Annotated in this window: 21 protein-coding genes and 1 other RNA gene; 18 read left to right on the top strand and 4 right to left on the bottom strand. The window is 61.7% G+C overall.

What is annotated here, in order from left to right:
• Nucleotides 1–366: 366 nt before the first annotated feature.
• Nucleotides 367–1,002 (bottom strand): LysE family translocator, encoded by a 636-nt coding sequence (locus tag HFO99_RS29080; RefSeq protein WP_064246009.1) that lies wholly within the window; start codon nucleotides 1,000–1,002, stop codon nucleotides 367–369.
• A gap of 57 nt (nucleotides 1,003–1,059) precedes the next feature.
• Nucleotides 1,060–2,271 (bottom strand): pyrophosphate--fructose-6-phosphate 1-phosphotransferase, encoded by a 1,212-nt coding sequence (locus HFO99_RS29075; protein ID WP_222365130.1) that lies wholly within the window; start codon nucleotides 2,269–2,271, stop codon nucleotides 1,060–1,062.
• 409 nt (nucleotides 2,272–2,680) lie between these two features.
• Between HFO99_RS29075 and HFO99_RS29070 the strand changes: the two genes are divergently transcribed.
• The 18 genes from HFO99_RS29070 to murB all read left to right on the top strand — a co-directional run bounded on the left by HFO99_RS29070 (nucleotide 2,681) and on the right by murB (nucleotide 22,534).
• Nucleotides 2,681–3,388, top strand: coding sequence for a J domain-containing protein (locus HFO99_RS29070; protein WP_222331504.1), 708 nt, complete (start codon nucleotides 2,681–2,683; stop codon nucleotides 3,386–3,388).
• Nucleotides 3,385–4,146 carry an N-acetylmuramoyl-L-alanine amidase gene (locus HFO99_RS29065; RefSeq protein ID WP_222365129.1) on the top strand — a complete coding sequence of 254 codons (762 nt, stop codon included), beginning with the start codon at nucleotides 3,385–3,387 and terminating at the stop codon, nucleotides 4,144–4,146. Before HFO99_RS29070 ends, HFO99_RS29065 begins: the two co-directional genes overlap by 4 nt.
• A 261-nt stretch (nucleotides 4,147–4,407) precedes the next feature.
• Nucleotides 4,408–5,031 carry a lytic transglycosylase domain-containing protein gene (locus HFO99_RS29060; RefSeq protein WP_222331506.1) on the top strand — a complete coding sequence of 208 codons (624 nt, stop codon included), beginning with the start codon at nucleotides 4,408–4,410 and terminating at the stop codon, nucleotides 5,029–5,031.
• Nucleotides 5,032–5,130: 99 nt separating this feature from the next.
• Nucleotides 5,131–6,372, top strand: a complete 1,242-nt coding sequence (locus HFO99_RS29055; protein ID WP_222365128.1) for an NAD(P)/FAD-dependent oxidoreductase — start codon at nucleotides 5,131–5,133, stop codon at nucleotides 6,370–6,372.
• Nucleotides 6,373–6,383: 11 nt separating this feature from the next.
• On the top strand, nucleotides 6,384–7,556 hold the full coding sequence (locus HFO99_RS29050) for an NAD(P)/FAD-dependent oxidoreductase (RefSeq protein ID WP_222365126.1): 1,173 nt from the start codon (nucleotides 6,384–6,386) through the stop codon (nucleotides 7,554–7,556).
• Between the two features lie 157 nt (nucleotides 7,557–7,713).
• An RNA gene (gene rnpB / locus HFO99_RS29045) (RNase P RNA component class A) lies at nucleotides 7,714–8,111 on the top strand.
• A 411-nt stretch (nucleotides 8,112–8,522) separates the two neighbouring features.
• Nucleotides 8,523–8,960, top strand: a complete 438-nt coding sequence (gene mraZ / locus HFO99_RS29040) for a division/cell wall cluster transcriptional repressor MraZ (protein ID WP_222247125.1) — start codon at nucleotides 8,523–8,525, stop codon at nucleotides 8,958–8,960.
• Between the two features lie 17 nt (nucleotides 8,961–8,977).
• A complete protein-coding gene (rsmH, locus tag HFO99_RS29035) occupies nucleotides 8,978–10,003 on the top strand; it encodes a 16S rRNA (cytosine(1402)-N(4))-methyltransferase RsmH (protein ID WP_222365125.1) in 1,026 nt (341 codons plus the stop codon).
• Nucleotide 10,004: 1 nt separating this feature from the next.
• Complete coding sequence (locus tag HFO99_RS29030; protein WP_222365124.1) at nucleotides 10,005–10,604, top strand: hypothetical protein; 600 nt, start codon at nucleotides 10,005–10,007, stop codon at nucleotides 10,602–10,604.
• Entirely contained in the window at nucleotides 10,604–12,364 is a 1,761-nt protein-coding gene (locus HFO99_RS29025; protein WP_222247131.1) for a peptidoglycan D,D-transpeptidase FtsI family protein, read from the top strand. The genes HFO99_RS29030 and HFO99_RS29025 overlap by 1 nt, the downstream gene beginning before the upstream one ends.
• A gap of 6 nt (nucleotides 12,365–12,370) precedes the next feature.
• On the top strand, nucleotides 12,371–13,891 hold the full coding sequence (locus HFO99_RS29020; RefSeq protein WP_222365123.1) for a UDP-N-acetylmuramoyl-L-alanyl-D-glutamate--2,6-diaminopimelate ligase: 1,521 nt from the start codon (nucleotides 12,371–12,373) through the stop codon (nucleotides 13,889–13,891).
• Complete coding sequence (locus HFO99_RS29015) at nucleotides 13,888–15,321, top strand: UDP-N-acetylmuramoylalanyl-D-glutamyl-2,6-diaminopimelate--D-alanyl-D-alanine ligase (RefSeq protein WP_222302584.1); 1,434 nt, start codon at nucleotides 13,888–13,890, stop codon at nucleotides 15,319–15,321. The genes HFO99_RS29020 and HFO99_RS29015 overlap by 4 nt, the downstream gene beginning before the upstream one ends.
• 22 nt (nucleotides 15,322–15,343) lie before the next feature.
• Nucleotides 15,344–16,444: a phospho-N-acetylmuramoyl-pentapeptide-transferase gene (gene mraY, locus HFO99_RS29010; protein ID WP_222302581.1), complete on the top strand. Its 1,101-nt coding sequence runs from the start codon at nucleotides 15,344–15,346 to the stop codon at nucleotides 16,442–16,444.
• A gap of 7 nt (nucleotides 16,445–16,451) precedes the next feature.
• Entirely contained in the window at nucleotides 16,452–17,864 is a 1,413-nt protein-coding gene (murD, locus tag HFO99_RS29005) for a UDP-N-acetylmuramoyl-L-alanine--D-glutamate ligase (protein ID WP_222365122.1), read from the top strand.
• Nucleotide 17,865: 1 nt separating this feature from the next.
• Nucleotides 17,866–19,020, top strand: a complete 1,155-nt coding sequence (gene ftsW, locus HFO99_RS29000; RefSeq protein ID WP_222302573.1) for a putative lipid II flippase FtsW — start codon at nucleotides 17,866–17,868, stop codon at nucleotides 19,018–19,020.
• A 6-nt stretch (nucleotides 19,021–19,026) separates the two neighbouring features.
• Entirely contained in the window at nucleotides 19,027–20,151 is a 1,125-nt protein-coding gene (gene murG, locus HFO99_RS28995) for an undecaprenyldiphospho-muramoylpentapeptide beta-N-acetylglucosaminyltransferase (protein ID WP_222331513.1), read from the top strand.
• The gene (murC, locus tag HFO99_RS28990) at nucleotides 20,148–21,563 is read left to right on the top strand and encodes a UDP-N-acetylmuramate--L-alanine ligase (protein WP_222331514.1); all 1,416 of its coding nucleotides are present in this window, start codon (nucleotides 20,148–20,150) and stop codon (nucleotides 21,561–21,563) included. Before murG ends, murC begins: the two co-directional genes overlap by 4 nt.
• Nucleotides 21,560–22,534, top strand: a complete 975-nt coding sequence (gene murB / locus HFO99_RS28985; protein WP_222331515.1) for a UDP-N-acetylmuramate dehydrogenase — start codon at nucleotides 21,560–21,562, stop codon at nucleotides 22,532–22,534. Before murC ends, murB begins: the two co-directional genes overlap by 4 nt.
• A gap of 3 nt (nucleotides 22,535–22,537) precedes the next feature.
• On the opposite strand, the gene HFO99_RS28980 is transcribed toward murB, so the two are convergent.
• Both HFO99_RS28980 and HFO99_RS28975 read right to left on the bottom strand, forming a co-directional pair.
• Complete coding sequence (locus tag HFO99_RS28980) at nucleotides 22,538–23,467, bottom strand: UDP-glucose 4-epimerase family protein (RefSeq protein WP_222331516.1); 930 nt, start codon at nucleotides 23,465–23,467, stop codon at nucleotides 22,538–22,540.
• A 285-nt stretch (nucleotides 23,468–23,752) separates the two neighbouring features.
• A partial coding sequence (locus tag HFO99_RS28975) for a transposase (protein WP_222358238.1) occupies nucleotides 23,753–23,964 on the bottom strand: 212 nt, incomplete at its 5' end.

Genomic DNA, 23,964 nt, shown 5'->3' with positions numbered 1-23,964 from the left:
CACGGAATATTATCAGAGCCTTTCCCGGTCAGATTGCAGCATTCTGTTGGCTTAAACGGAGTCGTATGTTCGACCGGCCGGCGCGCGTCGTAGCCCAGTTCTACGGCCAAGCCTGCCGGTCGATCAGGCGGCCCGTTTCAGCCAACCCTCCCGCAGATTTGCCTGGCAAATCTGCAAGACTTTAGAATCGCCGGACGCACCTCTTGCTTCGCATGGCGAAGCAGTGCGGCCGGTGGGCCGGGCATCTTTGCGCCAGGATCAGAGGCGATCGGCTCGCACGTACCAAGAGGTATGCCCTTCGCCAATCGCCTCTGCCCTGACGAAAACCTGCTCCGGCAGAATGCTGCAATCTGACCGGGAAAGGCTCTAAGCTGCAATACGGCGATACCCGGCCGTTACGGCACCTGCAGCGATCAGCAGAGTGCCTCCGGTGCGATTTACGGCGCGCTGGATGCTCGCCTTGCGAATCAATCCGCGCGCGGTATGGGCGAGAAAAGCATAGGTGGAGGCGTTGAGGATCGCCAGCACAAGGAAGGTCGCTTCCATGATCGCCATCTGCCCGACAAAGGGCAGGGCAGGATTGAGGAACTGCGGCACGAAGGCGACGAAGAAGATGATGCTCTTCGGATTGAGGGCGGTGACGACATAGGTGTGGAGGAAGATCTTGAGCGACTTCTCCTCCGGCAGATTGTCGTTATCGGCAACCGGTTCGCCGATGATGGGAGCCCGCCAGAGCTTGATTCCCAACCAGATCAGGTAGGCGCCGCCGATCCACTTCAAGACGGTGAAGAGGGTCGCGGAGGCGGCCAGAACGGCGCCGAGGCCGAAGAGAGAAGCCGTCATCGCGGTGAAGTCACCAAGCGCCACGCCGCCCACCGTCGCAAACGCCGTCCTGCGTCCATGACCGAGCGCATAGGAAACGACGAGCAGTATCGTCGGCCCCGGTATGGCCAGCATGATGGCGGATGCGGCCGCAAAAGCGAGCCAAGCTTCAAGTGACATGGTGTCTCCTCCTATTCCTCAGGAATAAGCAAAGACATCATATTAACCATCCGTCAATCACGCTTCTTTGTATTTCTGGCCTATATTGTCCATGACTTCGGCAAACCATCCCGTCGAAAGGTCAAAAGTCTTGCCGCCCTTGATGCGCGGGAATTCTATAGTGCGCAATTTACCGTTCTGGCCTTCGTCGTGGCCCGTGACGCCGGAGACTTTATTGAGAGCGCTTTCGACGGCGAGATCGACCATGCTCTGAATCAGCCTGAGGTCGTCGCCGTTGGCAGGCGCGGAGCGAGCGAAATAGCCCGATTTCTGCACGAGGGAACGCTCGGCATTCAAGAGATTGGCGAACTGCTTCTGGAACCAGGCGCCGACATTGATCGTGTCGATCTTCACATGGCCAAAGGCGTCGCGCTTGATGGTCTCGCCGGAGGCTTCGCGCTCGGCGACGATGGCGTCGAGGCAGGCGCCTTCCGAGACGAAGACGGTAGCGTGGCCGTTGCGGTCCATGCTCTCCTTCAGACGGGCGGCCTCAGCGTCGAGGTCGAAGGCCATCTCGGGCAGGTAGACGGCGTCGATGCTCTTCAGATGTGCGTTCATCATCAGGCCATCGACATACTGGTTTCGGCTGGTGCGCTGGAGATAGGCGCGGGCGGTGGCGGCCGTCAGCCAGCCAGAATGGCGGCCCATCACCTCGTGGATGACGAGAGTGCGGGGGGCAGCCGTCTGCTCATTGCCGACATTGTCGAAGAAATGCGCGCCAACTTCGGCGGCCGTCCAGGCGCCGAGCGACTGGCGGATCGGTACGACGTCATTGTCGACAGTCTTCGGCAGGCCGACGACGGTCAGATCGTAGCCGTTGGCGGCGAGATAGGCCGCAAGGTCGGCGGCCGTGGTGTTGGTGTCGTCGCCGCCGATCGTGTGGAGAATGGTGATGCCGTCATTGGCAAGGCGTTCGGCGGCGACCCGCAGCGGGTTCTCGCCTTCCTTGACCAGGCCCCGCTTGACGCAGTCGGCGGCATTGGTGAGCTTGACGCGGCTATTGCCAATGGGCGAGCCGCCATAGCGGTGCAGCAGCGGCGCTTTTTCGCGCATCTCGCGGGTGATCTCGATGCTGTCGCCGATGAGCACACCCTGGTAGCCCGACTTGTAGGCGACGATATCGAGATCGGGCGCGACGTCGCTGTAGCGTTCGATGAGACCACCGACAGCGGAAGAGAGACAGGGCGCCAGGCCTCCGGCGGTCAGCATTGCGACTTTCTGCTTGGCCATGATCCCTCCTATGGCGTTTCGGTGCGGCGGCGTTAGGTAGCGCATGGATGCGGCAGGGAAAGGGGCCTGTAAAGTAAAGAATTTGCGAAAAACGCGCCTTTCTGCCGCGTTGGACTGCAAAGGCGACTGGAAGTGCGATATAATCGTTTCAAGCCCGATCTGCTTGCCAAGAACTGTTGTGGAAATTTCCGTCGCGCGCACCGGAGCCAAAGTGCCGGGCGATGCCGGCGAGTGTCGGCCGGTCGCCTTATACGAGATGAAGCGGGCGCAATGAATCGTTTGCTGCGGTGCGACAATTACCAAATCGTGAAAACTGTGTTCGGCCCTACGACCAATAGTCGCCTTGCAAAGGCTGCGATTCTTTGGTCAAGCTGTTTGCCTATAAGTTGACAAGTGTGTGAGATTTTCGATGTCCTTCTGGGAAAAACTGTTGAATGCCATTGGCAATACTGCAGGCAATGCGCTGTCTGCGGTGGTCGAGGCTATCCGCACGGTTTTCGAAGGGGATCCCGAGACCCGGCGTAAGGTGGCTTTCTCCGTGGCGATCATTGCGCTGTCGGCCAAGATGGCCAAGGCCGACGGCATCGTCAGCGAGAAGGAGGTCGAAGCCTTCCGCGAAATCTTCGAATTCCCGCAGGATCAGGCAAAGAACGTCGCCAGGCTTTACAACCTCGCGCGCCAAGACGTTGCCGGCTACGAAGCCTATGCCGAACGGCTCTCCACGCTGTGCGTCACCTGCGCGGCCAATTGCCCGGTGCTGGAAGACGTGCTCGACGGCCTCTTCCACATCGCCAAGGCCGACGGGCTGATCCACGAGAAGGAACTGAATTTTCTGCGCCATATCGGCGAGATCTTCCAGATGAGCGAGACCCGCTTCGAGCAGATTGCCGCCCGCCACGTCTCGTCCGGCGGCGATCCCTACAAGGTGCTCGGCGTCTTGCCTTCGGACGATTTCCCGACGATCCGCCGCCGTTACCACGGCCTCGTCAGCGAACATCATCCCGATCGGCTGATCTCGCGTGGCGTGCCGAAGGAATTCCATGTGATCGCCAATGAGCGCATGGCGGCGCTGAACGCGGCCTACGAGGCGATCGAGAAGGAACGCCGCGCCGCATGACCTCTTTCGAGGCCGACTGCAGAAGCGCCCGCGTGCAGCCTTCGCCGAACCATGGCGAACGGGCGGATGGGCGCCGTCCCGACATGATCCTGCTGCACTATACCGGCATGCCGACGGCAGATGGTGCGCTCGACTGGCTCTGTCGTGCCGAAAGCCAGGTTTCCAGCCATTATTTCGTGCATGAGAACGGCGAGGTGGTGCAGCTCGTGCCGGAAATGCAACGTGCCTGGCATGCGGGAAAAAGCAGTTGGCACCGCGAGACCGATATCAATTCGCTGTCGATCGGCATCGAGATCGCCAATGCCGGCCACCCCGGCGGGCTCCCTGATTATCCGAAAGAGCAGATCGCCGCGGTGATTGAATTGTGTCGCGACTGTGTCAAACGTTGGTCGATCGTGCCGGAGCGGGTGCTCGGGCATTCCGATGTCGCCCCGATCCGCAAGGTCGATCCAGGCGAGAAATTCCCCTGGGCCGAGCTTCACCGGGCAGGCGTCGGGCACTGGGTCGAACCGGCAACGATCACCGGTGGACGCTTCTTCCAGCGCGGCGATACCGGCCAACCTGTGGAAGCGCTGCAATCGATGCTGTCTCTTTATGGTTACAGCACTGAAATCACGGGTGAATTCTCCGAAAAAACGGCAGGCGACGTGGAAGCTTTCCAGCGCCATTTCCGGCCCGAACGGGTGGATGGCATTGCCGATTTCTCGACGATCGACACGCTGCACCGGCTGCTGTCGGCGCTGCCGCGTTATTCCTGAGCGGAAGAGCCAGATATCAGGACGGTTTTCTGGCGACCGGCGAGAAAACCGCCTCGCCACATCATTTCCCTATTATCTCCTCATTACGATGGTCTAAGAACGCCGCTAAGCGGTGCCGGGGGTTGTTTTCAAGTTAAACCACGGGCGCTATGTGAAACGATAAGAATTACCGCGAATCCAGATCCATCCTTGATCTGGTATTCATTATGACAGCGAGGCGCGCCGTCCGGAAATTCTTTGGGTCGGAGTGTTCAAGACTACATGAGAAAACTGATTGTTGTTGCTGCAACATGCGTTGGCATGGTGCTGGCGGGAAATAGCTTTGCCTTTGCGAATGGTTGGGGTGTGCGAGCCGATGCGCCGGTGAAGAAAGTCGAGCGTCCTTCGAAGAAGACAGAGCGTCCGTTGAAAAAAACGGAGCGTTCGGTCAAGCCCGCGAAGCGTCCGCTCAAGACGGCGGAACGCCCGCTGAAGACGGTCGAGCGCCAGAGCGGTTATCCCGTCGCCAATGTTTCCGGCAATTCCTATTCCGCACTGATCAGCAAATATGCGAACCAATATAATGTACCGGTTGCGCTTGCGACCGCGGTCATCCGCATCGAAAGCAATTTCAATCCGAATGCGCGCGGCAGCCACGGTGAAATCGGCCTGATGCAGATAAAGCCTGCAACTGCCCGCATGATGGGCTATTCCGGCAGCGCCAAGGGCTTGTTCGACCCAGAAACCAACATCAAGTACGGCATGAAATATCTGGCTGCCGCCCATGATCTCGGTGGTGGCGAGACCTGCAACACCATCCTGAAATACAATGCCGGTCATGCCGCCACGCGCATGAACCCGGTGTCGAAGACCTATTGCGGCAAGGTCCTAGCGATGCTCGACTGAGCATAGCCAGTCGCGTCGGGACGAAATTCCCTTGCGGCATTTTTACGGATATGAATCAGCACGCTTGCCGTGATATTCCGCCTTGAAACGAGGTGGGATATGGCGGTCGATTTCAGGTTCATCATCATCGGATGCGGCATGATGGGTGCCGCCGCCGCACGGCATCTCTCCTCGATGGCCGACGGCATCGCGCTGATCGGCCCGCGTGAGCCGGATCAGCGCAAGGCCCATCACGGCGTCTTCTCCAGCCACTACGACGAAGCGCGCATCACCCGCACTTTCGACGGCAATCTTGCCTGGGGAACCTTCGCCGCCCGCGCGCTCGACCGCTACGGCGAGATCGAGGCAAGGAGCGGCATTTCCTTCTATTCGGAGGTCGGCTGCCTCTTTGCCGGTCCGACCTCGACGGACGAGCAGGACTATATCAACCGGGCACTGGCCGTCAGCCGGTCGCTCGGCAGCGATATCGAGACCATCACACCGTCGGAGCTTCCCCAACGTTTTCCCTATCTTGCCGTTGACCCTGATTTCAGCGGATATTTCGAGCGTAAGCGCGCGGGCCACATCAATCCGCGGGCGCTGGTGCGGGCGCAGATCAAGCTTGCCGAACAGGGTGGTGTCTCGCTGATCGAGGCAACCGCGACATCCGTGCACGACGCAGGTTCGCATGTCGAGGTGACGGCCGACGGCAGAAGCTACAGCGCCGAACGTGTGCTGGTCGCCGCCGGCGGTTTCAGCAATTTCCATGCCCTTCTGCCGCGACCCGTCGATACCAGAGTTATGGCGCGTACCGTCGCCTTCTACGAAATCGGCGAGCGCGAGATGGCGGTTTTCGGCGATATGCCGTCGACGATCGTACTCGGTGACCGGGAAGAGGATCACATCTATATCCTGCCGCCGGTGCGTTATCCCGACGGCAAGACCTATCTGAAACTCGGTGGCGACACCGAGGCAATTTGCTTCGAGAGGTTGGAGGATGCCGGCGCGTGGTTTCGTTCCGACGGCAGTGCTGCCGAGCGCGATCATCTCTCGCGTGTCGCCTTGCAGCTGCTGCCGGAGCTTGCCGGCTGCCGCGTGACTTCGACGCCCTGCGTGGCGAATTTCACGCCGACCGGTTATCCCTATGCCGGATTTACGCAGTCGCCACGCATCGCGGTGCTGACTGGGGGTAATTTCGTCGCGGCCAAATCCTCCGACGAACTCGGGCGGCTGGGAGCGGTGCTTCTGGCGGAAGGACGGCTCGGCGATCAGGATTTCGGTGGCGAACTAACGCCGGTCTTCGCAGCAATTCAATATAATGCAGCGTCCTTTGCGGGTCCGCAAAGACGCGCGGCATCGTAGAGAGGAAAAGCATGGCAGTCGATTTCAAATATATCGTCGTCGGCCGCGGGCTGATGGGGGCAGCGGCGGCGCGGCATCTGGCGCGCCAAGTAGACGGTGTCGCGGTGATCGGTCCGGACGAGCCTGATGACCGCAAGGCGCATCAGGGCGTCTTCGCCAGCCATTACGACGAGGGGCGCATCACCCGTACCATCGATCCCGACCGCAATTGGGCGCTGCTCGCCAACCGTTCGATCGGCCGATATGGCGAGATTGCCCGCGACAGCGGCATCGACTTCTATCGCGAGGTCGGCTGCGTCGTCGTGGCGCCGACGCAGAGCGATTATCTCGAGAGAACCCGACAGGCCGCCATCTCGCTCGGTGTCGAGACCCGCCTTCTCGATGGGGCCGGCCTGAAGGCCGCTTTTCCCTTTTTCGCCTTTCCCGATGGTGGCGGCGTCTTCGAGGCGAGGGGGGCCGGCCACATCAGTCCGCGCAGCCTGGTCAAGGCGCAGTCGCTGCTCGCCGAAAAGGCAGGCGCAACCGTCATTCGTGACTATGTCGTTTCGATCCGCAGCGAGGGCGGCGTGGCTGTCGTCGAGACTTCAGGCGGCCGGACCTGCCGCGGTGAAAAGGTGCTGCTGGCCGCGGGCGGATTTTCCATTGCGGAGAATCTGTTGCCGCGGCCCGTTGCCATGACGGTTTATGCCCGGACCGTGGCGCTTTTCGAGGTGGGCGAGGCCGATGCTGCGCGCCTGGCCGCGATGCCGTCGCTCATTCTCCGGGCGCCCGGCATCGATATCTACCTGCTGCCGCCGATCCGGTATCCCGATGGCAAATTCTATCTGAAGATCGGCGGCGATCCTGACGATCTGGCACTTAGCGGCGACGCCGATATACGCGCCTGGTTCAAGACCGAGGGCCGCGATACGGTGCGCGCGCATCTCAAACGCATCGTTGAAGGTCTGGTGCCCGATATCGTGCCGCTTTCGATTTCGACGGCCGCCTGCGTCGTGTCGCATACGGAAAGTGGCTACCCGATGATTGGCTACACCTCATCACCACAAATCGCGGTGCTGACCGGCTGTGCCGGCACCTCGGCCAAGAGCTCGGACGAAATCGGCCGGCTTGGGGCCGAGCTGCTGTTGTCAGGCGGAGTCGGCGAACAGGGCTATTCCACAGATTTCACACCGCAATTTCGCTAGAGCATTTCCGTTTTTCTCCGCATCACGGAGGTGCTCTCTCTTTTTGTTGTTCCGCAACTCCGAGCGCAAAACCGCTGCGCAGTTTTGCTGGAATTGCTCTGGGCGATATCGTTTATTTCGATAGCAATTGCGATCTCTCTCGTTTATGGGAGCCCTGCCAGTTGGCTGGGCAGCCGCGCTTTACCAATGCCGAAAGGCGGTAGGGTGAGGAAAGTCCGGGCTCCACGGAAACACGGTGCCGGATAACGTCCGGCGAGGGCGACCTCAGGGAAAGTGCCACAGAAAGCAAACCGCCTGTCATGACAGGTAAGGGTGAAAGGGTGGGGTAAGAGCCCACCGCATCTCCGGCAACGGAAATGGCACGGTAAACCCCACCGGGAGCAAGACCGAATAGGGATGACGTGGCAGGCCGAAAGGCCTTCCGGCCGGTTTCCAGGCCAGTCATCCGGGTGGGTTGCGTGAGGCAGCGTGCGAACGCTGTCCCAGAGGAATGGCTGCCACGTTCCGGTTCACGCCGGAGCCATACAGAACCCGGCTTACAGGCCAACTGGCGATTACCATCTTAATGGCGCGACAGCCGGATTTTCCGCGTAAGTCGCTGAAACCGGCTGTTTTCAAGCGGATGTTTATGCATCCAGAGGATGGATTTTTCTTGTAGTTGTACCAATGCGTGTCATTTGAAGATGACGCCGCTAACCCTTTGTTAAACTTAACGGCTTATAAATTTTTGATCATGCGTCCATTGCAAAATGGGTGCATCCCATTGACGCCCATATGGTCCCATGCTATCCCAAATGCGCACTGCACCAGGGCAATCATCTGCCCATTCATCGCAAAGCAAAGGCGTCTTCCTCTCCGGAAGCGTCGGAGGGGTTTTTGCTCATCCGGCTTGCGAAGCTGTGCCTGATATCGGGAGTTTCGGGCGTCTTTTGGTCCGGATCCCCGCGGGAACGGATGTTTCGTGTGATGAGCCGCTTCCTTTCGAACGCGACCAACAGGATCGACGCCAAGGGCAGGGTTTCCGTGCCTTCGGCTTTCCGTTCTGTGCTGGCGCAGCACAACGTCCAGGAGCTCTATTGCTTTCAGGACTTTGTGTTTCCGGCGATCAGCGTCGGCGGTCCGGATCTTCTCGAAAGATTCGAACGGCAGATTGCTGCGGAGGATCCGTTTTCGCCGGATGCGAACGAGATGTCGCTTCTCATTCATGGAGGCGGGGTCTTCATGAAGCTCGACGCCGAGGGGCGGCTGATGGTCACGGATTTCATTCGGGGCTTCACTGGCATCTCGGACGAAGTGACCTTCGTCGGTCGGGCAGATCATTTTCAGCTCTGGCAGCCGCAGGCTTTTGTGGCCGCACAGGCGCAGGCACGAGGGGAGCGCAAGCTGGCGGGCAAGCGTTCCTGAAAGAACGAGGGAACGGAATGGTGGCGAATCCTGGCGGAGGTTCAACTGATGCCGGTGGCGGACCGGTTCGCCACATTCCGGTTCTTCTCGACGAAGTCCTTGCGGCGCTGGCGCCCGCCCCCGGCAAACTCATCCTCGACGGCACATTTGGTGCGGGCGGCTATAGCTCGGCCATCCTGGCGACCGGCGCCGACATGATCGCGCTCGACCGCGATCCGACGGCAATTGCGGCGGGCCAAGCGATGGTCGCTGCCCATGGCGGCCATCTCAGGCTCGTTCATTCGCGATTCTCGCATCTTGGCGATCATGCGCCGCCAGGCGGGCTCGACGGCGTCGTGCTCGATGTCGGCGTCTCTTCCATGCAGATCGACGAGGCCGAGCGCGGCTTCTCCTTTCAGAAAAAAGGGCCGCTCGACATGCGCATGTCGGCGGAAGGCGTTTCGGCCGCCGATGTCGTCAACCGCGCCAAGGTCGCCGATCTCATCCGCATCTTCCATTTTCTCGGTGAGGAAAGCCAGGCGCCGCGCATCGCCCATGCGATCGAGAAGCGCCGCGCCGAAAAGCCGTTCGAAACGACGCGCGATCTCGCCGGCCTCATCGAACTCGTCACGCCGCGCAAGATGAAGGACAAGATCCATCCGGCAACGCGCGTCTTCCAGGCATTGCGCATCTTCGTCAATGACGAGCTCGGCGAGCTGGCGCAGGCGCTGTTTGCGGCGGAAACGTCGCTGAAGCCAGGCGGGCGGCTCGTCGTCGTCACCTTCCATTCGCTCGAAGACCGCATCGTCAAGAAATTCTTCTCCGACCGCGCCGGCAAGGCGTCAGGTTCGCGGCACCTGCCGGTCGCACACGAGCGGGCAGCGACCTTTGAGATCATCGGCAAGCCGATGGTTTCGGCAAGCGAGGCTGAGGCGGAGATCAATCCGCGCGCCCGCTCCGCCAAGCTGCGTGCCGGCCTGAGGACGGACGCTGCCGCCGAGGCCGCGGATATGTCGCTCTTCGGGTTTCCCAATCTTGCCAGCCTCGGAAAGCTTGGTGGTTGATATGCTGAAAACGTTCGATCTTGTGCTCATCGGCGTCATGACGGCCACTGCCGCCGTAACCTACACGATCAAGCACCGCGCCGAATTAAAGCTCGAGGAGGTTCACCGCCTCGAAGCCGAGATCAAGCTCGAGAAGGACACGATCGACCTTCTCAAGGCCGACTGGGCGCTGCAATCGCAGCCGAACCGGCTGGAGCGACTAGTCAGAGCCTATAATGACGAATTGAAGCTGCAGCCGACGGAATCGACGGCGCTGGTGCATGCCAAGGAATTGCCGATGCTGAAATCCGAGATGCCCGTGCCTGATGTGACGGAGGCCAAGGTCAGCGCCAAGAGCGCGACCGTGGCCAGCGCCAAGAGCGCGACCGAGGCCAGCGCCAAGAGCGCGACCGAGGCCAGCGCCAAGAGCGCGACCGAGGCCGGCGCCAAAGGCGCGACCGTGGCCAGCGCCAAGAGCGCGATCGAGGCCAGTGCCAAGCGCGCGCCAGACACTGCCAAGGGCGCGCAAGCCACCGCCAAGGCGCAACCCGTTCCAATGCCTGCGCCACGCGGTGAGGCAGAGGATGCAGATCAGATCGAAACCGGATCGGTGGAGGAATAATGTCGTTTCTTTCCCGCATCATGGTTTTGAAGAGCCAGGCGCATTTCTCCGCCGGCGTCTATAACCGCTTCGGTGGTCCTTCCCCCGCCGGCCTGGCGATCGAGGGATCGCGCAAGAAAAAATCGGGGCAGGCGAAAAGCCGCGTCGGCCTGCTGATCCTTGGCTTCATGGGTGTCTACGCCGTCATCGGCGGCCGTCTCGTCGAATATGCGATGAAGGACCAGGAGGTCGTCTCCAGCATCCTGCCGCCCGACCGGCTGATGGCCTCGCGCCCCGACATTCTCGACCGTAACGGCGAGGTGCTGGCGACGGACATCCGTACCGTCTCGCTGTTTGCCGAACCGAACAAGATCGTCGACGCCGACGAGGCGGTCGAGAAGCTTGCGACGGTGCTGCCCGAGCTCGACGTCAAGGACACCTACAAGAAACTCTCGGTCAAGACCTCGCATTTCGCTTGGCTGCGCCGGCAGCTGACGCCGAAGCAGCAGAGCCAGATCCTGGCGCTCGGCATTCCCGGCATCGGCTTCCGGCCGGAGAAGCGCCGCTTCTATCCGGGCGGCTCGACCGCCGCGCATATCCTCGGTTACGTCAACATCGACAACCGCGGTGTCGCCGGCATGGAGAAATTTATCGACGACCAGGGGCTGGCCGATCTCGCCTCCGTCGGCATGACCAGCGACCAGCCGCTCGAGCCAGTGCGGCTATCGATCGACCTGCGCGTGCAGAACATCGTGCGGGACGCGGTCGTCAACGCCGTCAACAACTTCCAGTCCAAGGGCGCGGGTGCTGCGGTCATCGACGTGCATACGGGAGAAGTGCTGGCGATGGCATCGGCGCCGGATTTCGATCCGAACGATCCGCAGGAAGGCGCTAAGGAGGGTTGGCTCAACCGGATGACCAACGGCACCTTCGAAATGGGCTCGACCTTCAAGACCTTTTCGCTGGCCATGGCGCTCGATAGCGGCAAGGTGAAGATGACCGACAGTTTCGATGCAAGTAAATCGATCTATATCGGCGGTTTCACGATCCACGATTTTCACGGGCAGCGCCGCTGGCTGACTGTTCCCGAGATTTTCCAATATTCTTCGAATATCGGTACGGCGCGCGTCATCGACATCGTCGGCATCGATGCGCAGAAGGACTATCTCACCAAGTTCGGCCTGTTGACGAAGATGCAGACCGAGCTGCCCGAAGTGAAGATGCCGAGCCAGCCGCGCGTTTGGAAGAAGATCAATTCGATCACGATTTCCTTCGGCCATGGCGTCTCGACGACGGCGCTGCAGACAGGGGTGGCGGCTGCCGCTCTCGTCAACGGCGGCAAGCTGATCGAGCCGACATTCCTGCCGCGCACGCGCGAACAGGCCGATGAGATCGCCACGCAGGTGATCAAGAAGTCGACCAGCGACAATATCCGCTATCTGCTTGACTTCAACGGTTACAAGGGGTCCGGACGTGTCGCCCGTGTGCCGGGCTTTGCCGTCGGCAGCAAGACCGGCACGGCCGACAAGGTGGTGAACGGGCGTTATTCGGCGACCCTGAATTTCAATTCCTTCATTGCCGCATTCCCGATCAACGATCCCAAATATGCCGTGATCACCTTCTGCGACGAGCCGAAGACCGGTGAGAAGGCCTATGGCGGAACGATCTCTGCCGGTACCGCAGGCCCGATCGCCCGCGAGATCATCAGTCGCGCGGCTCCCATTCTCGGTATCGAGCCGAAATTCGGAGAGGGCGGATCGGCCTTGCTGGTGTCTTATTGAGTGTGAATGAATATCGACGCCGATTCGCGAGGGGTGAACCGGATTCAAGAGAGAAAAGTGCGTTCGATGAAATTGCGAGACCTGGCCGGAGATCAGTTTCCGGAACTTGAAGCACAGCTCGAAGGCCCGGCAGGCTTGCTTGATATCTCAGGCCTGTCTTCGGACAGCCGCAAGGTGGCGCCGGGCAATGCTTTCGTCGCGGTCGCCGGCACCAAGGCGGACGGTGTGGGCTTCATCGTGGATGCCGCCGGCCGCGGCGCTGCCGTCGCGATCGCTTCCCAAGCCGTCGCTGCTTCGATCCCGGTGCTTGCGGTCAAAGAGCCGCGCCGTTTCCTTTCCATCGCCGCCGCGCGTTTCCACGGCAGGCAGCCCGATACTATGGTCGCCGTCACCGGCACCGCGGGCAAAACCTCCGTCGCTTCTTTCACCCGGCAGATCTGGGCGCATGCCGGCCACGCGGCCGCGATGATCGGCACGACGGGCGTCGTCTCGCCGACGCGCAACGAATATGGCTCGCTGACGACGCCCGATCCTGTGTCGCTGCATGCGCTGCTGGCGGAACTTGCCGAAGAAGGCGTGACGCATGCCGCGATGGAGGCCTCCAGCCACGGCCTCGACCAGTGCCGGCTCGACGGCGTCAAGCTTGCGGCAGCCGCCTTCACCAATCTCGGCCGGGACCACATGGATTATCATCCGACGATCGAGGCCTATATGGCCGCCAAGATGCGGCTTTTCGATACGCTGTTGCCGAAGGGATCGCCGGCGGTGATCTTCGCTGACGATCCGTGGTCGGCGCAGGCGATCAAGGCCGCGACCGATGCCGGTCACGACGTTCGTACCGTCGGGCGAAAGGGCAACTACCTCTCGTTGAAGCGCGTCGAGCACTTCCGCCACAAGCAAATGGCCGAGATCCATATCGGCGGCGAGATCTTCGAGGTGGACATTCCGCTGGCCGGCGACTTTCAGGTGGCCAACGCGCTGGTCGCGGCGGGTCTTGCCATGTCGACCGGCGTTGAGGCGAAGGTTGCGATGGCCGCGCTCGAGAAGCTCGTCGGCGCGTCCGGCCGTCTCGAACTTGTCGGCCATACGAAAGACGGCGCGCTCGCTTATGTCGACTACGCCCACAAGCCGGACGCGCTGGAAAACGTGCTGGGCTCGGTCAGACCCTTCACCACCGGCCGCGTCATCGTCGTCTTCGGCTGCGGCGGCGACCGTGACCGCGGCAAGCGGCCGATCATGGGCGAAATCGCCTGCCGACTTGCCAACGTCGTGATCGTCACCGACGATAATCCGCGTTCGGAGGAGCCGGCCTCGATCCGGGCGGAGATCATGGCGGCAGCAAACTGCGCCGCGGAAATTGCCGATCGCGCCACGGCGATCCGCGAGGCAGTCGGTATGCTGAGATCCGGTGATACGCTGATCGTCGCCGGCAAGGGGCATGAGGAAGGGCAGACGATCGGCGACGTCACTCTGCCGTTTTCCGATCATGCGGAGGTGCGCAAGGCCTTGGAGGACCTGAAATCTTGAGCTGGCTCTGGACGACCGAAGACATGATCGCGGCGATGGCGGGGCGCCCCTTCGGCACTCCGCCCGAAGGCATCACCGGCATCTCCATCGACAGCCGCTCGATCGCCCCAGGCGAAGTCTTCTTCGCGATCAAGGGCGACCGTGTCGACGGTCACGACTACGCATCGATGGCGATGGCGAACGGTGCCTCCCTTCTCGTCGTCAGCGAGGCGAGGCTTCCCGCGATGGGTCGGCTGACAGTGCCGATGATCGTCGTGGAAGACGTGCTCGCGGCACTCGGCCGGCTTGGCCTTGCCTCGCGCGAGCGCTCAAAGGCCCAGATCATCGCGGTGACGGGATCTGTGGGAAAGACGACCACCAAGGAAATGCTGCGGCATGTGCTGTCGCCCTCCGGCAAGGTGCACGCCTCCGTCGCCTCCTTCAACAATCATTGGGGCGTGCCGCTGACGCTGGCACGCATGCCTGAGGATACGGATTACGGCGTCTTCGAAGTCGGGATGAACCACCCCGGCGAGATCCGGCCGCTGGTGGCGATGATTCGTCCCGATGTCGCCATCATCACGACGATCGCGCCGGCGCATCTCGGCAATTTCAAGAACATCAAGGAAATCGCCGCCGCCAAGGCCGAGATCTTCGAGGGGCTCGAATCCGGTGGGCATGTGGTGCTCAACCGCGATAACGACCAGTTCAATTTCCTCGACCGCACGGCGCAATCGCACGGCATCGAGCATATCCATTCCTTCGGCCAGCATGCCAAAGCCGAATTCCGGCTCGCAGAATTCAATGGCTCCGACGAGAATTCGACGCTGTGGCTGACGATCGGCGGCGAGACGCTGGAAGTTGCGCTCGGCGCGCCGGGCCGCCATATCGCCGAGAATGCGCTCGCAGCGCTCGGCGTCGTCAGGATTGTCGGCGCCGATATGGAGAAGGCGATCGAAGCGCTTGCGACGCTAAGGCCGCAAAAGGGCAGGGGCAAGCGCCACCGGCTTTCGATCGGCGGCGGCAGCTTCACGCTGATCGACGAGAGCTACAATGCCAATCCGGCCTCGATGCGCGCGGCGATCGCGCTGCTGGCGGCTTCCGAGCCGACCGGCCGCGGACGCCGTATCGCCGTGCTCGGCGACATGCTTGAGATGGGCGACTATGCGCAGAAGGTCCATACCGACCTTGCGGTGCCGCTGCTTGCCGCCGGTATCGAACATGTCTGGCTGGCCGGAGCGGAAATGGCTGCGCTCAAGGAATCGTTGCCGGAAATCGTCCATGTCGAATATCGCGAGAACACGAGCGAATTGACGGACTATGTATTGAACTCGGTCGCGCCAGGCGACGTGTTGATGGTGAAATCGTCTCTGGGCATCGGTTTCGGCAAGATCGTCGCCGCGCTCCTTGACAAGTTCCCGCCATTTGCCGACACGCAACGCGAATTTTGATCGGGTAAACAAGGGGCCCTGAATGCTGATCTGGCTTGTCGAACTGTCGGAATATTTCAAATTTCTGAATCTGTTCAGATATATTACCTTCCGCACGGGCGCCGCTCTCTTCACCTCAGCGCTGATCGTCTTCCTGTTCGGGCCGACGATCATCAATTCGCTGCGAATCCGCCAAGGGAAGGGCCAGCCGATCCGCGCCGACGGGCCTCAGACGCATTTCAAGAAGGCCGGCACACCAACCATGGGCGGGCTGATGATCCTCGCCGGCATCGTCGGCGCATCGTTGCTGTGGGCCGATCTTTCCAACGTCTATGTCGTCGCCACGCTGCTGGTGACGCTGGGCTTCGGCGCGATCGGCTTCTACGACGATTACCTTAAAGTCACGAAGCAGAGCCATATGGGCTTTTCCGGCAAGGCGCGTCTCGGCATCGAATTCCTCATCGCCGGCATCGCCGTCTATTTCATGATGCGCACCGCCCTTGCCTCGGGGATTGCCGGCTCGACCTTCGGCTCCTCGATTGCCTTTCCCTTCTTCAAGGACTTCATGATCAATATCGGCATCATGTTCGTCGTCTTCGGCGGCTTCGTCATTGTCGGCGCCGGCAATGCCGTCAACCTGACGGACGGTCTCGACGGACTTGCCATCGTACCTGTGATGATCGCCGCCGCCTCCTTCGGCGTCATCGCCTATCTCGCCGGCAACGTGGTCTTTGCGAATTACCTGCAGATCAATTTCGTGCCCGGCACCGGCGAACTCGCCGTCGTGCTTGGCGCCGTCATCGGCGCTGGTCTCGGCTTCCTCTGGTTCAATGCACCGCCGGCTGCCATCTTTATGGGCGACACGGGGTCGCTGGCACTCGGCGGCACGATCGGCACCGTCGCCGTCGCTACCAAGCACGAGATCGTCATGGCGATCATCGGCGGCCTCTTCGTCATCGAGACGCTGTCGGTCATCATCCAGGTCGGCTTCTTCAAGATGACTGGCCGGCGCGTCTTCCTGATGGCGCCGATCCATCATCACTTCGAGAAGAAGGGCTGGACCGAGAGCCAGGTGGTGATCCGCTTCTGGATCGTTGCCGTCGGCCTTGCGATGCTCGGCCTTTCGACGCTGAAGCTCCGGTGAGGCGGCGATGATCCCGGTCACGACGCTCAAGGACAGGAAGGTCGTGCTCTTCGGGCTCGGCGGCTCCGGCTTTGCCACCGCCCGGGCGCTGATATCCGGCGGTGCCAAGGTGACCGCCTGGGACGACAATCCCGACAGCGTCGCCAAGGCCGCGGCCGAAGGCATCAGGACGGAAGACCTGCACAGCATCGACTGGAGCCAGCAGGCGCTGTTCGTGCTGTCGCCCGGCGTGCCGCTCACCCATCCGAAGCGGCATTGGACTGTCGATCTTGCCCGCGCGGCCGGCGTCGATATTGTCGGTGACGTCGAACTCTTCGTGCGCGAGCGCCGCGCCCATGCGCCGGATTGCCCTTTCATCGCCATAACAGGCACCAACGGCAAGTCGACCACGACGGCGTTGATCGCCCATATCCTGAAATCCGCCGGCTACGACACGCAGCTCGGCGGCAACATCGGCACGGCGGTGCTGACGCTCGATCCGCCGAAGGCCGAGCGCTATTACGTCGTCGAATGCTCCTCCTACCAGATCGATCTGGCGCCGACACTGGACCCTTCGGCCGGCATCCTGCTCAACCTGACGCCCGATCATCTCGACCGTCACGGCACAATGCAGCATTATGCCGATATCAAGGAAAGGATGGTCGCCGGCAGCGATGTCGCGATCGTCGGCGTCGACGACAGCCATTCGGCGCTGATCGCCGACCGTGTCGAGCGGGCAGGCGTCAAGGTGGTCCGTATTTCGCGCCGCAATGTGCTGGCCGACGGCATTTATGCCGAGGGCACCAAACTCATCCAGGCTGCCGGCGGTGCGATGCTGCCTTTCGTCGATCTCGACGGCATCCAGACGCTGCGCGGCAGCCACAATGCGCAGAACGCAGCTGCAGCCGTCGCTGCCTGCCTCGCCGTCGGGGTTTCCGCCGAAGACATCCGCGCCGGCCTTGCCTCGTTCCCCGGCCTCAAGCACCGCATGCAGCCGGTCGGACAGCGTGGCCGCGTCGTTTTCGTCAACGATTCCAAGGCGACCAATGCAGATGCCGCGGCGCCGGCCCTTTCGAGCTATGATCGCATCTACTGGATTGCCGGCGGCCTGCCGAAGGCTGGCGGGATCACGACGCTCGCTCCCTATTTTCCGCGCATCGCCAAGGCCTATCTGATCGGCGAGGCGGCGGCGGAATTCGCCGCGACGCTCGGCGAGGCTGTTCCTTACGAAATCTCGGACACGCTGGAGCGCGCCGTCGCGCATGCGGCCGCCGATGCCGAACGCGACGAGAGCGCCGCTTCGACCGTACTGTTATCCCCGGCTTGCGCAAGCTTCGACCAGTATAAGAATTTCGAAGTCAGGGGCGAAGCCTTCGTCGGCCACGTGGCGGCGCTTGACGGGATTGCGATGCTGATCGGTCCGGCAACAGGAGAGAAATGACATGGTAAGCCGCGCGGAACGTGGGCCTCTGGCCGATTGGTTCTGGACCATCGACCGCTTCTTCCTGGCAATGTTCATCTTCCTGATGGGCATCGGCTTCATGCTGTCGTTTGCGGCATCTCCTGCGGTCGCCGAGCGCATCGGGCTGGAGCCCTTCCACTTCGTCAAACGCCATGCCGCCTTCATGATCCCTTCGATCGGCGTCATGCTCGGGCTGTCGTTCCTGACGCCGCGTCAGGTGCGGCGCACCGCGATCCTGATCCTGATCGTCTCGGTCGCGATGATGGTGCTGGTGCTGTTCGTCGGGCAGGAGGTCAAGGGTGGCAGGCGCTGGATCTGGATCGCCGGCCTTTCCATCCAGCCGTCGGAATTCATGAAGCCCGCCTTCGTCGTCGTCTGCGCCTGGCTGTTTGCCGAACATGCGCGCCAGCCGGAGATCCCCGGCAATCTCTTTGCCATCATCCTCTTCGGCATCGTCGCGGCCCTTCTCATCGCGCAGCCGGACCTCGGCCAGACCATCCTGACCACTGCCGTCTGGGGCGGGATGTTCTTCATGGCCGGCATGCCGTGGATCTGGATCATGCTGCTCGGCATCGGCGGCGCCGGCGGCCTGCTCAGCGCCTATTACGTCTTTCCGCACGTTGCGCTGCGCATAGACAAGTTCATGACCGGCGAGGGCGATACTTTCCAGATCGATACTGCGCGCGAGGCGATCATCCGCGGCAGCTGGTTCGGCCAGGGACCGGGCGAAGGCATCGTCAAGCGCATCATCCCGGATGCGCATACCGACTTCATCTTCTCGGTCGCGGCCGAAGAGTTCGGCATTGTCTTCTGCATGGCGCTCGTCGCGCTGTTTACCGTGCTGGTGCTGCGTGGCCTCTCGCATGCCTATCGCGAGCGCAACGACTTCAACCGCTTCGCCGTCGCCGGCCTGGTGCTGCAGATGGGCATCCAGTCGATCATCAATATCGGCGTCAATCTCGAACTGCTGCCGGCGAAGGGTATGACGCTGCCGCTGATTTCTTATGGCGGCTCGTCTATGGTGGCGATCTGCGTCACCGCCGGCTTCATTCTGGCGCTGACGCGCCATCGACCGGAAAAACGCGCGCAGGACCGGAGCCTCTTCCGCGTCCCGCACGGCGTGCCGGCGGAGTAGGAGACCATGAGCAAAGGCATCGCGCTGCTTGCCGCCGGGGGAACCGGCGGCCATGTGTTCCCGGCGGAGGCTTTGGCCTTCAAGCTGAAGGAGCGCGGCTATTCGGTGCATCTCGTCACGGACAGCCGGGCCGAGCACTATGCCGGCAAGTTCCCGGCCGAGGAGATCCATGTCGTACCGTCGGCGACGATAGGCTCGAAGAACCCGATCGCCGTCGCCCGTTCGCTGTGGACACTCTGGAGCGGCATGCGGGCGGCAAAGAAGCTGATCCAGCGGCTGCGGCCCGTTATCGTCGTCGGTTTCGGCGGTTATCCCACCGTGCCGCCGCTGCTTGCCGCCACCCGGCTCGGCGTGCCCTCGATGATCCACGAGCAGAATGCGGTGATGGGGCGCGCCAACAAAGCCTTGGCAACCCGCGTGCAGGCCATTGCCGGCGGCTTCCTGCCGGAGGGGGGCGCTGCCTTTCCAGACAAGACGGTGACGACAGGCAATCCGGTCCGGCCGGCGATCATCGCCGCGGCCGAGGTGCCTTACACGCCGTCGCATCCGGGTGAGGCCTTCAACCTCGTCGTCTTCGGCGGCAGCCAAGGCGCGCAATATTTCTCCAAGGCGCTGCCGACGGCGATCAGCCTGCTCGACGACGCGCTTCGCGTGCGTCTGCGCATCACCCAGCAGGTGCGTCCTGAGGACATGGAGATGGTCAGCGGCTGCGTCGCCAAGCTCGAGATGGGGGCCGACATTGCACCCTTCTTTACCGACATGGCCGAGAGGCTGGCGAGGGCGCATCTCGTCATCTGCCGATCGGGCGCCTCAACGGTTTCGGAAATCTCCGTCATCGGCCGGCCTGCCGTGCTCGTGCCTTACCCGCACGCTCTCGATCACGACCAGGCGGCGAATGCGGCGGCACTCGCGGCGACCGGCGGGGCGAAGGTGATCGCCCAGTCGGAGCTTTCGCCGGAGAAGATCGCGGCGATACTGACGGCTGTCATGAATGATCCGGAAAAGCTTTCGCACATGGCGGCGGCGGCGAAACTCGCCGGGAAACCCGATGCCGCGAACTTGCTTGCCGACATGGTTGAGGCTATTGCCGCCAGACATACAATTGCGGAATTCAAGAGGACACGCGCATGAAACTGCCGAAGACGATCGGTCTCGTCCATTTCATCGGCATCGGCGGCATCGGTATGAGCGGCATTGCCGAAGTGCTGCACAATCTCGGCCACAAGGTGCAGGGATCGGACCAGGCCGACAGTGCCAATGTCCAGCGCCTGCGCGACAAGGGCATCGAGGTGTTCGTCGGCCACCGAGCCGAAAACCTGGGTGACGCTGAAGTCGTCGTCGTCTCTACGGCGATCAAGAAGAGCAATCCGGAGCTCATCGCCGCGCGCGAAAAGCTGCTGCCGGTGGTGCGCCGTGCCGAAATGCTGGCCGAGCTGATGCGCTTCCGCAATGCGATCGCCATCGGCGGCACGCATGGCAAGACGACGACCACCTCGCTGGTCGCCGCGCTGCTCGAAGCCGGCGGGCTCGACCCGACTGTCATCAATGGCGGCATCATCAATGCCTACGGCACCAATGCCCGCATGGGCGAGGGCGAGTGGATGGTGGTCGAGGCCGATGAATCGGACGGCACCTTCCTGAAGCTTCCGGCCGATGTCGCCGTCATCACCAATATCGACCCGGAACATCTCGACCATTACGGCAATTTTGATGCTGTGCGCGCCGCCTTCCGGCAATTCGTCGAGAATGTGCCGTTCTACGGCTTCGGCGTCATGTGCCTCGACCATCCTGAGGTGCAGTCGCTGGTCGGCCGCATCGAGGACCGCAAGATCATTACCTATGGCGAAAACCCGCAAGCCGACGTGCGTTTCATGAATGTGCGCATCGACGGCACGCGCTCGATCTTTGACGTCGAAATCCGTCGCCGCCGCACCGGCCAAATTATCGAGCTCAAGGGGCTGGTCATGCCGATGCCGGGGCGCCATAATATTTCCAACGCAACGGCGGCGATCGCCGTTGCCAACCGGCTCGGCATATCGAGCGCAGATATCGCCAAGGGGCTTGCCTCCTTCGGTGGCGTCAAGCGCCGGTTCACGCTGACCGGCGAGTGGAACGGCGTGCAGATATTCGACGATTACGGCCACCATCCCGTCGAGATCAAGGCAGTGCTGCGCGCCGCCCGAGAATCCTGCAAGGGGCGTGTCATCGCCGTCCACCAACCGCATCGCTTTAGCCGTCTTGCGAGCCTGTTTGAGGAATTCGCCGCCTGCTTCAACGATGCCGACAGCATCTTCCTGGCACCCGTCTATGCGGCGGGTGAGGATCCGATCGAGGGTATCGATTCCGTGTCGCTGGTCTCGCGCATCAAATCCGGCGGCCATCGCGACGCCCGCTTTCTAAGCTCGGCGGAGCTTTTGCCGCAGATGGTCGCGGAGGTTGCAAAGCCTGGCGATTTCGTGGTTCTGTTGGGGGCTGGGAGCATCACATCCTGGGCGGCGGCGCTGCCCAAGCAACTGGAAGGCCTATCGGGAAAGTCCGTATGAAACAGGTGAATGGAGAAAAGCTTCTCGCGTCTCTCGGAGACGGTGTAAAGGATATCCGCGGCCGTATCACGCCGGATGCCCCTATGGACCGTGTCACCTGGTTCAGGGCTGGCGGTCTGGCCGAGCTGATGTTCCAGCCGCATGACATCGACGATCTCGTCGCCTTCCTGAAGATATTGCCGGAAGAGGTGCCGCTGACGGTGGTCGGCGTCGGCTCCAACATCCTGGTACGCGACGGCGGCATTCCCGGCGTCGTGCTGCGCCTGTCGGCCAAGGGGTTCGGCTTCGTCGAGCTTACCGGCGAAAACCGGATTCTCGCCGGCGCCATCTGCCCTGATAAACATCTGGCGGCGATGGCGATGGACAACGGCATCGGCGGCTTCCATTTCCTCTACGGCATTCCCGGCGGCATCGGCGGCGCGGCGCGCATGAATGCCGGGGCCAACGGCGTGGAGACGCGCGAGCGGCTGATCGAAGTCCATGCGGTCGACCGCAAGGGCGACAAGCATGTGCTTTCCAATGCCGAGATGGGCTACTCCTACCGGCATTCGACCGCATCGACAGATCTGATCTTCACCTCCGTGCTGTTCGAGGGCTATCCGGAAGAGCGCGCGCAGATCCGCGCCGAGATGGACGCCGTGCGCAATCACCGCGAGACGGTGCAGCCAGTGCGCGAAAAGACCGGCGGCTCAACCTTCAAGAACCCGACCGGCCATTCGGCCTGGAAACTGATCGACGAGGCAGGCTGCCGTGGCCTCGTCATCGGCGGAGCGCAGATGTCGTCGCTTCACTGCAACTTCATGATCAACATGGGGCAGGCAACCGGCTACGACCTCGAATATCTCGGCGAACAGGTGCGTCGCGAGGTCTTCGAAAAAGACGGCATCAAGCTCGAATGGGAAATCAAACGCCTCGGCGTCTTCATGCCCGGCCGCGAAGTGCGTCCGTTCCACGGCGTGACGAGCGAGTAGCGGTTACGTCACCGCAAGCTTCAGGCCCTCGCGCGGCGTGACGACGGGCGACCAGCCGAGCACGTCGCGGGCATGGGATATATCGACCTGCAGGGAACCGCAAAGACGCTGGTAGACGGCGGCCTTTCCGGTGACCCTCGCGCCCATCTGCAACAAGGCGGGGGGGAAGGGGAGCAGCATCGGTTTGACGCCCAATCCTGCGGCAATCCCTTCGATAAGCCCGGGAGTCGAAAGATCTACTCCATCACCCGCGAGAAAGGTCTGGCCGGCTGCGCCGGGATGCTTCATCCCGGTGATGATCAGATCGACGAGATTTGGAAGCGCGACCAATGTCCGGCGGTTCTTCAGCGACGCGAAAGGGAGCGGTATCTTCTTCCCGACAAGTCCGACGAGCAGGGCGAAGTTGCCCCTCGCGCCGGGTCCATAGACGAGCGGCGGGCGAATGATCACGACTTCCATGCCTGTTCGGGCGGCGATTTCATGCAGTCCGATTTCAGTTTCCAGCTTTGAAATGCCATAGGGATCGATCGGCATTGGCGTATCGTCGTGCCGGAAGGGTCGATCGTTTTCCTCGCCATTGACCTTGATGCTGCTGATGAAGACGAACCTTTTTGCGCCCGCGCGGGCGGCCTGCTCGGCGAGGTTCAACGTAGCGGCGGTGTTGATCCGACGAAATTCCGCAAGCGGATCGGCTGCGCGGTCGTTCATGATGTGAACACGAGCGGCGAGATGGACGATGACATCGATACCCTCGAGAACCGCTGTCCAATCGGTTTCGCTTGTTATCTCGACGGGAAAATGCCGCACAGATGTCGGGAAGCTGGCGGCTGCAGATCGCGTCGTTACCGCAAGCTCGCATATCCGCTCCCCATGCAGTCTTTCGACGAGAGGCCCACCGACAAAGCCGGCCGCGCCGGTAATGAGGCATCGCATGATCTGTTCCCCGTTTTGCCGTGAGTGTTCCGGTTAACCGGAAGTGCCCACGGCATCAATAAAAAAGCCGCGACGTTGGAGCGCCGTGCGTCCTTTCGGACGCACTAACACTTTGAATCTACGCATCGTGCTTTCCGAAAATCGATTCCCATTTTCGGGCCGATGCGCTAGAGCGGTTCAGCTTTTAACGGGAGCGCAGGACCGCTCTAGCCTTTTGTTTTTACGCAATTCCGGACGGAAAACCGCTTCGCACTTTTCCTGGAATTGCGCTAGAGCGGGATTGTTTTAGGTCTGTTCATATCCGGCTTCCCTGAAGTAGTTTTGGCACTCTTTCGGCGAGACGGTTTGAAGGGTGGCTGCCAGCGCGTCATCGACAGCCTGTCGGGTTCGGGCCTGCGCCTTACGCAGCTCGTGCTTGATCTTGGCAAAGAGCTTTTCGATCGGATTGAGATCGGGAGAGTATTGCGGCAGGAAGAACAATCGGGCGCCGGCCTTGC

The sequence above is a fragment of the Rhizobium leguminosarum genome (assembly GCF_019798305.1).
GTDB classification, from domain to species: domain Bacteria; phylum Pseudomonadota; class Alphaproteobacteria; order Rhizobiales; family Rhizobiaceae; genus Rhizobium; species Rhizobium leguminosarum_U.
This window is presented reverse-complemented; position numbering and strand designations above follow the sequence as displayed.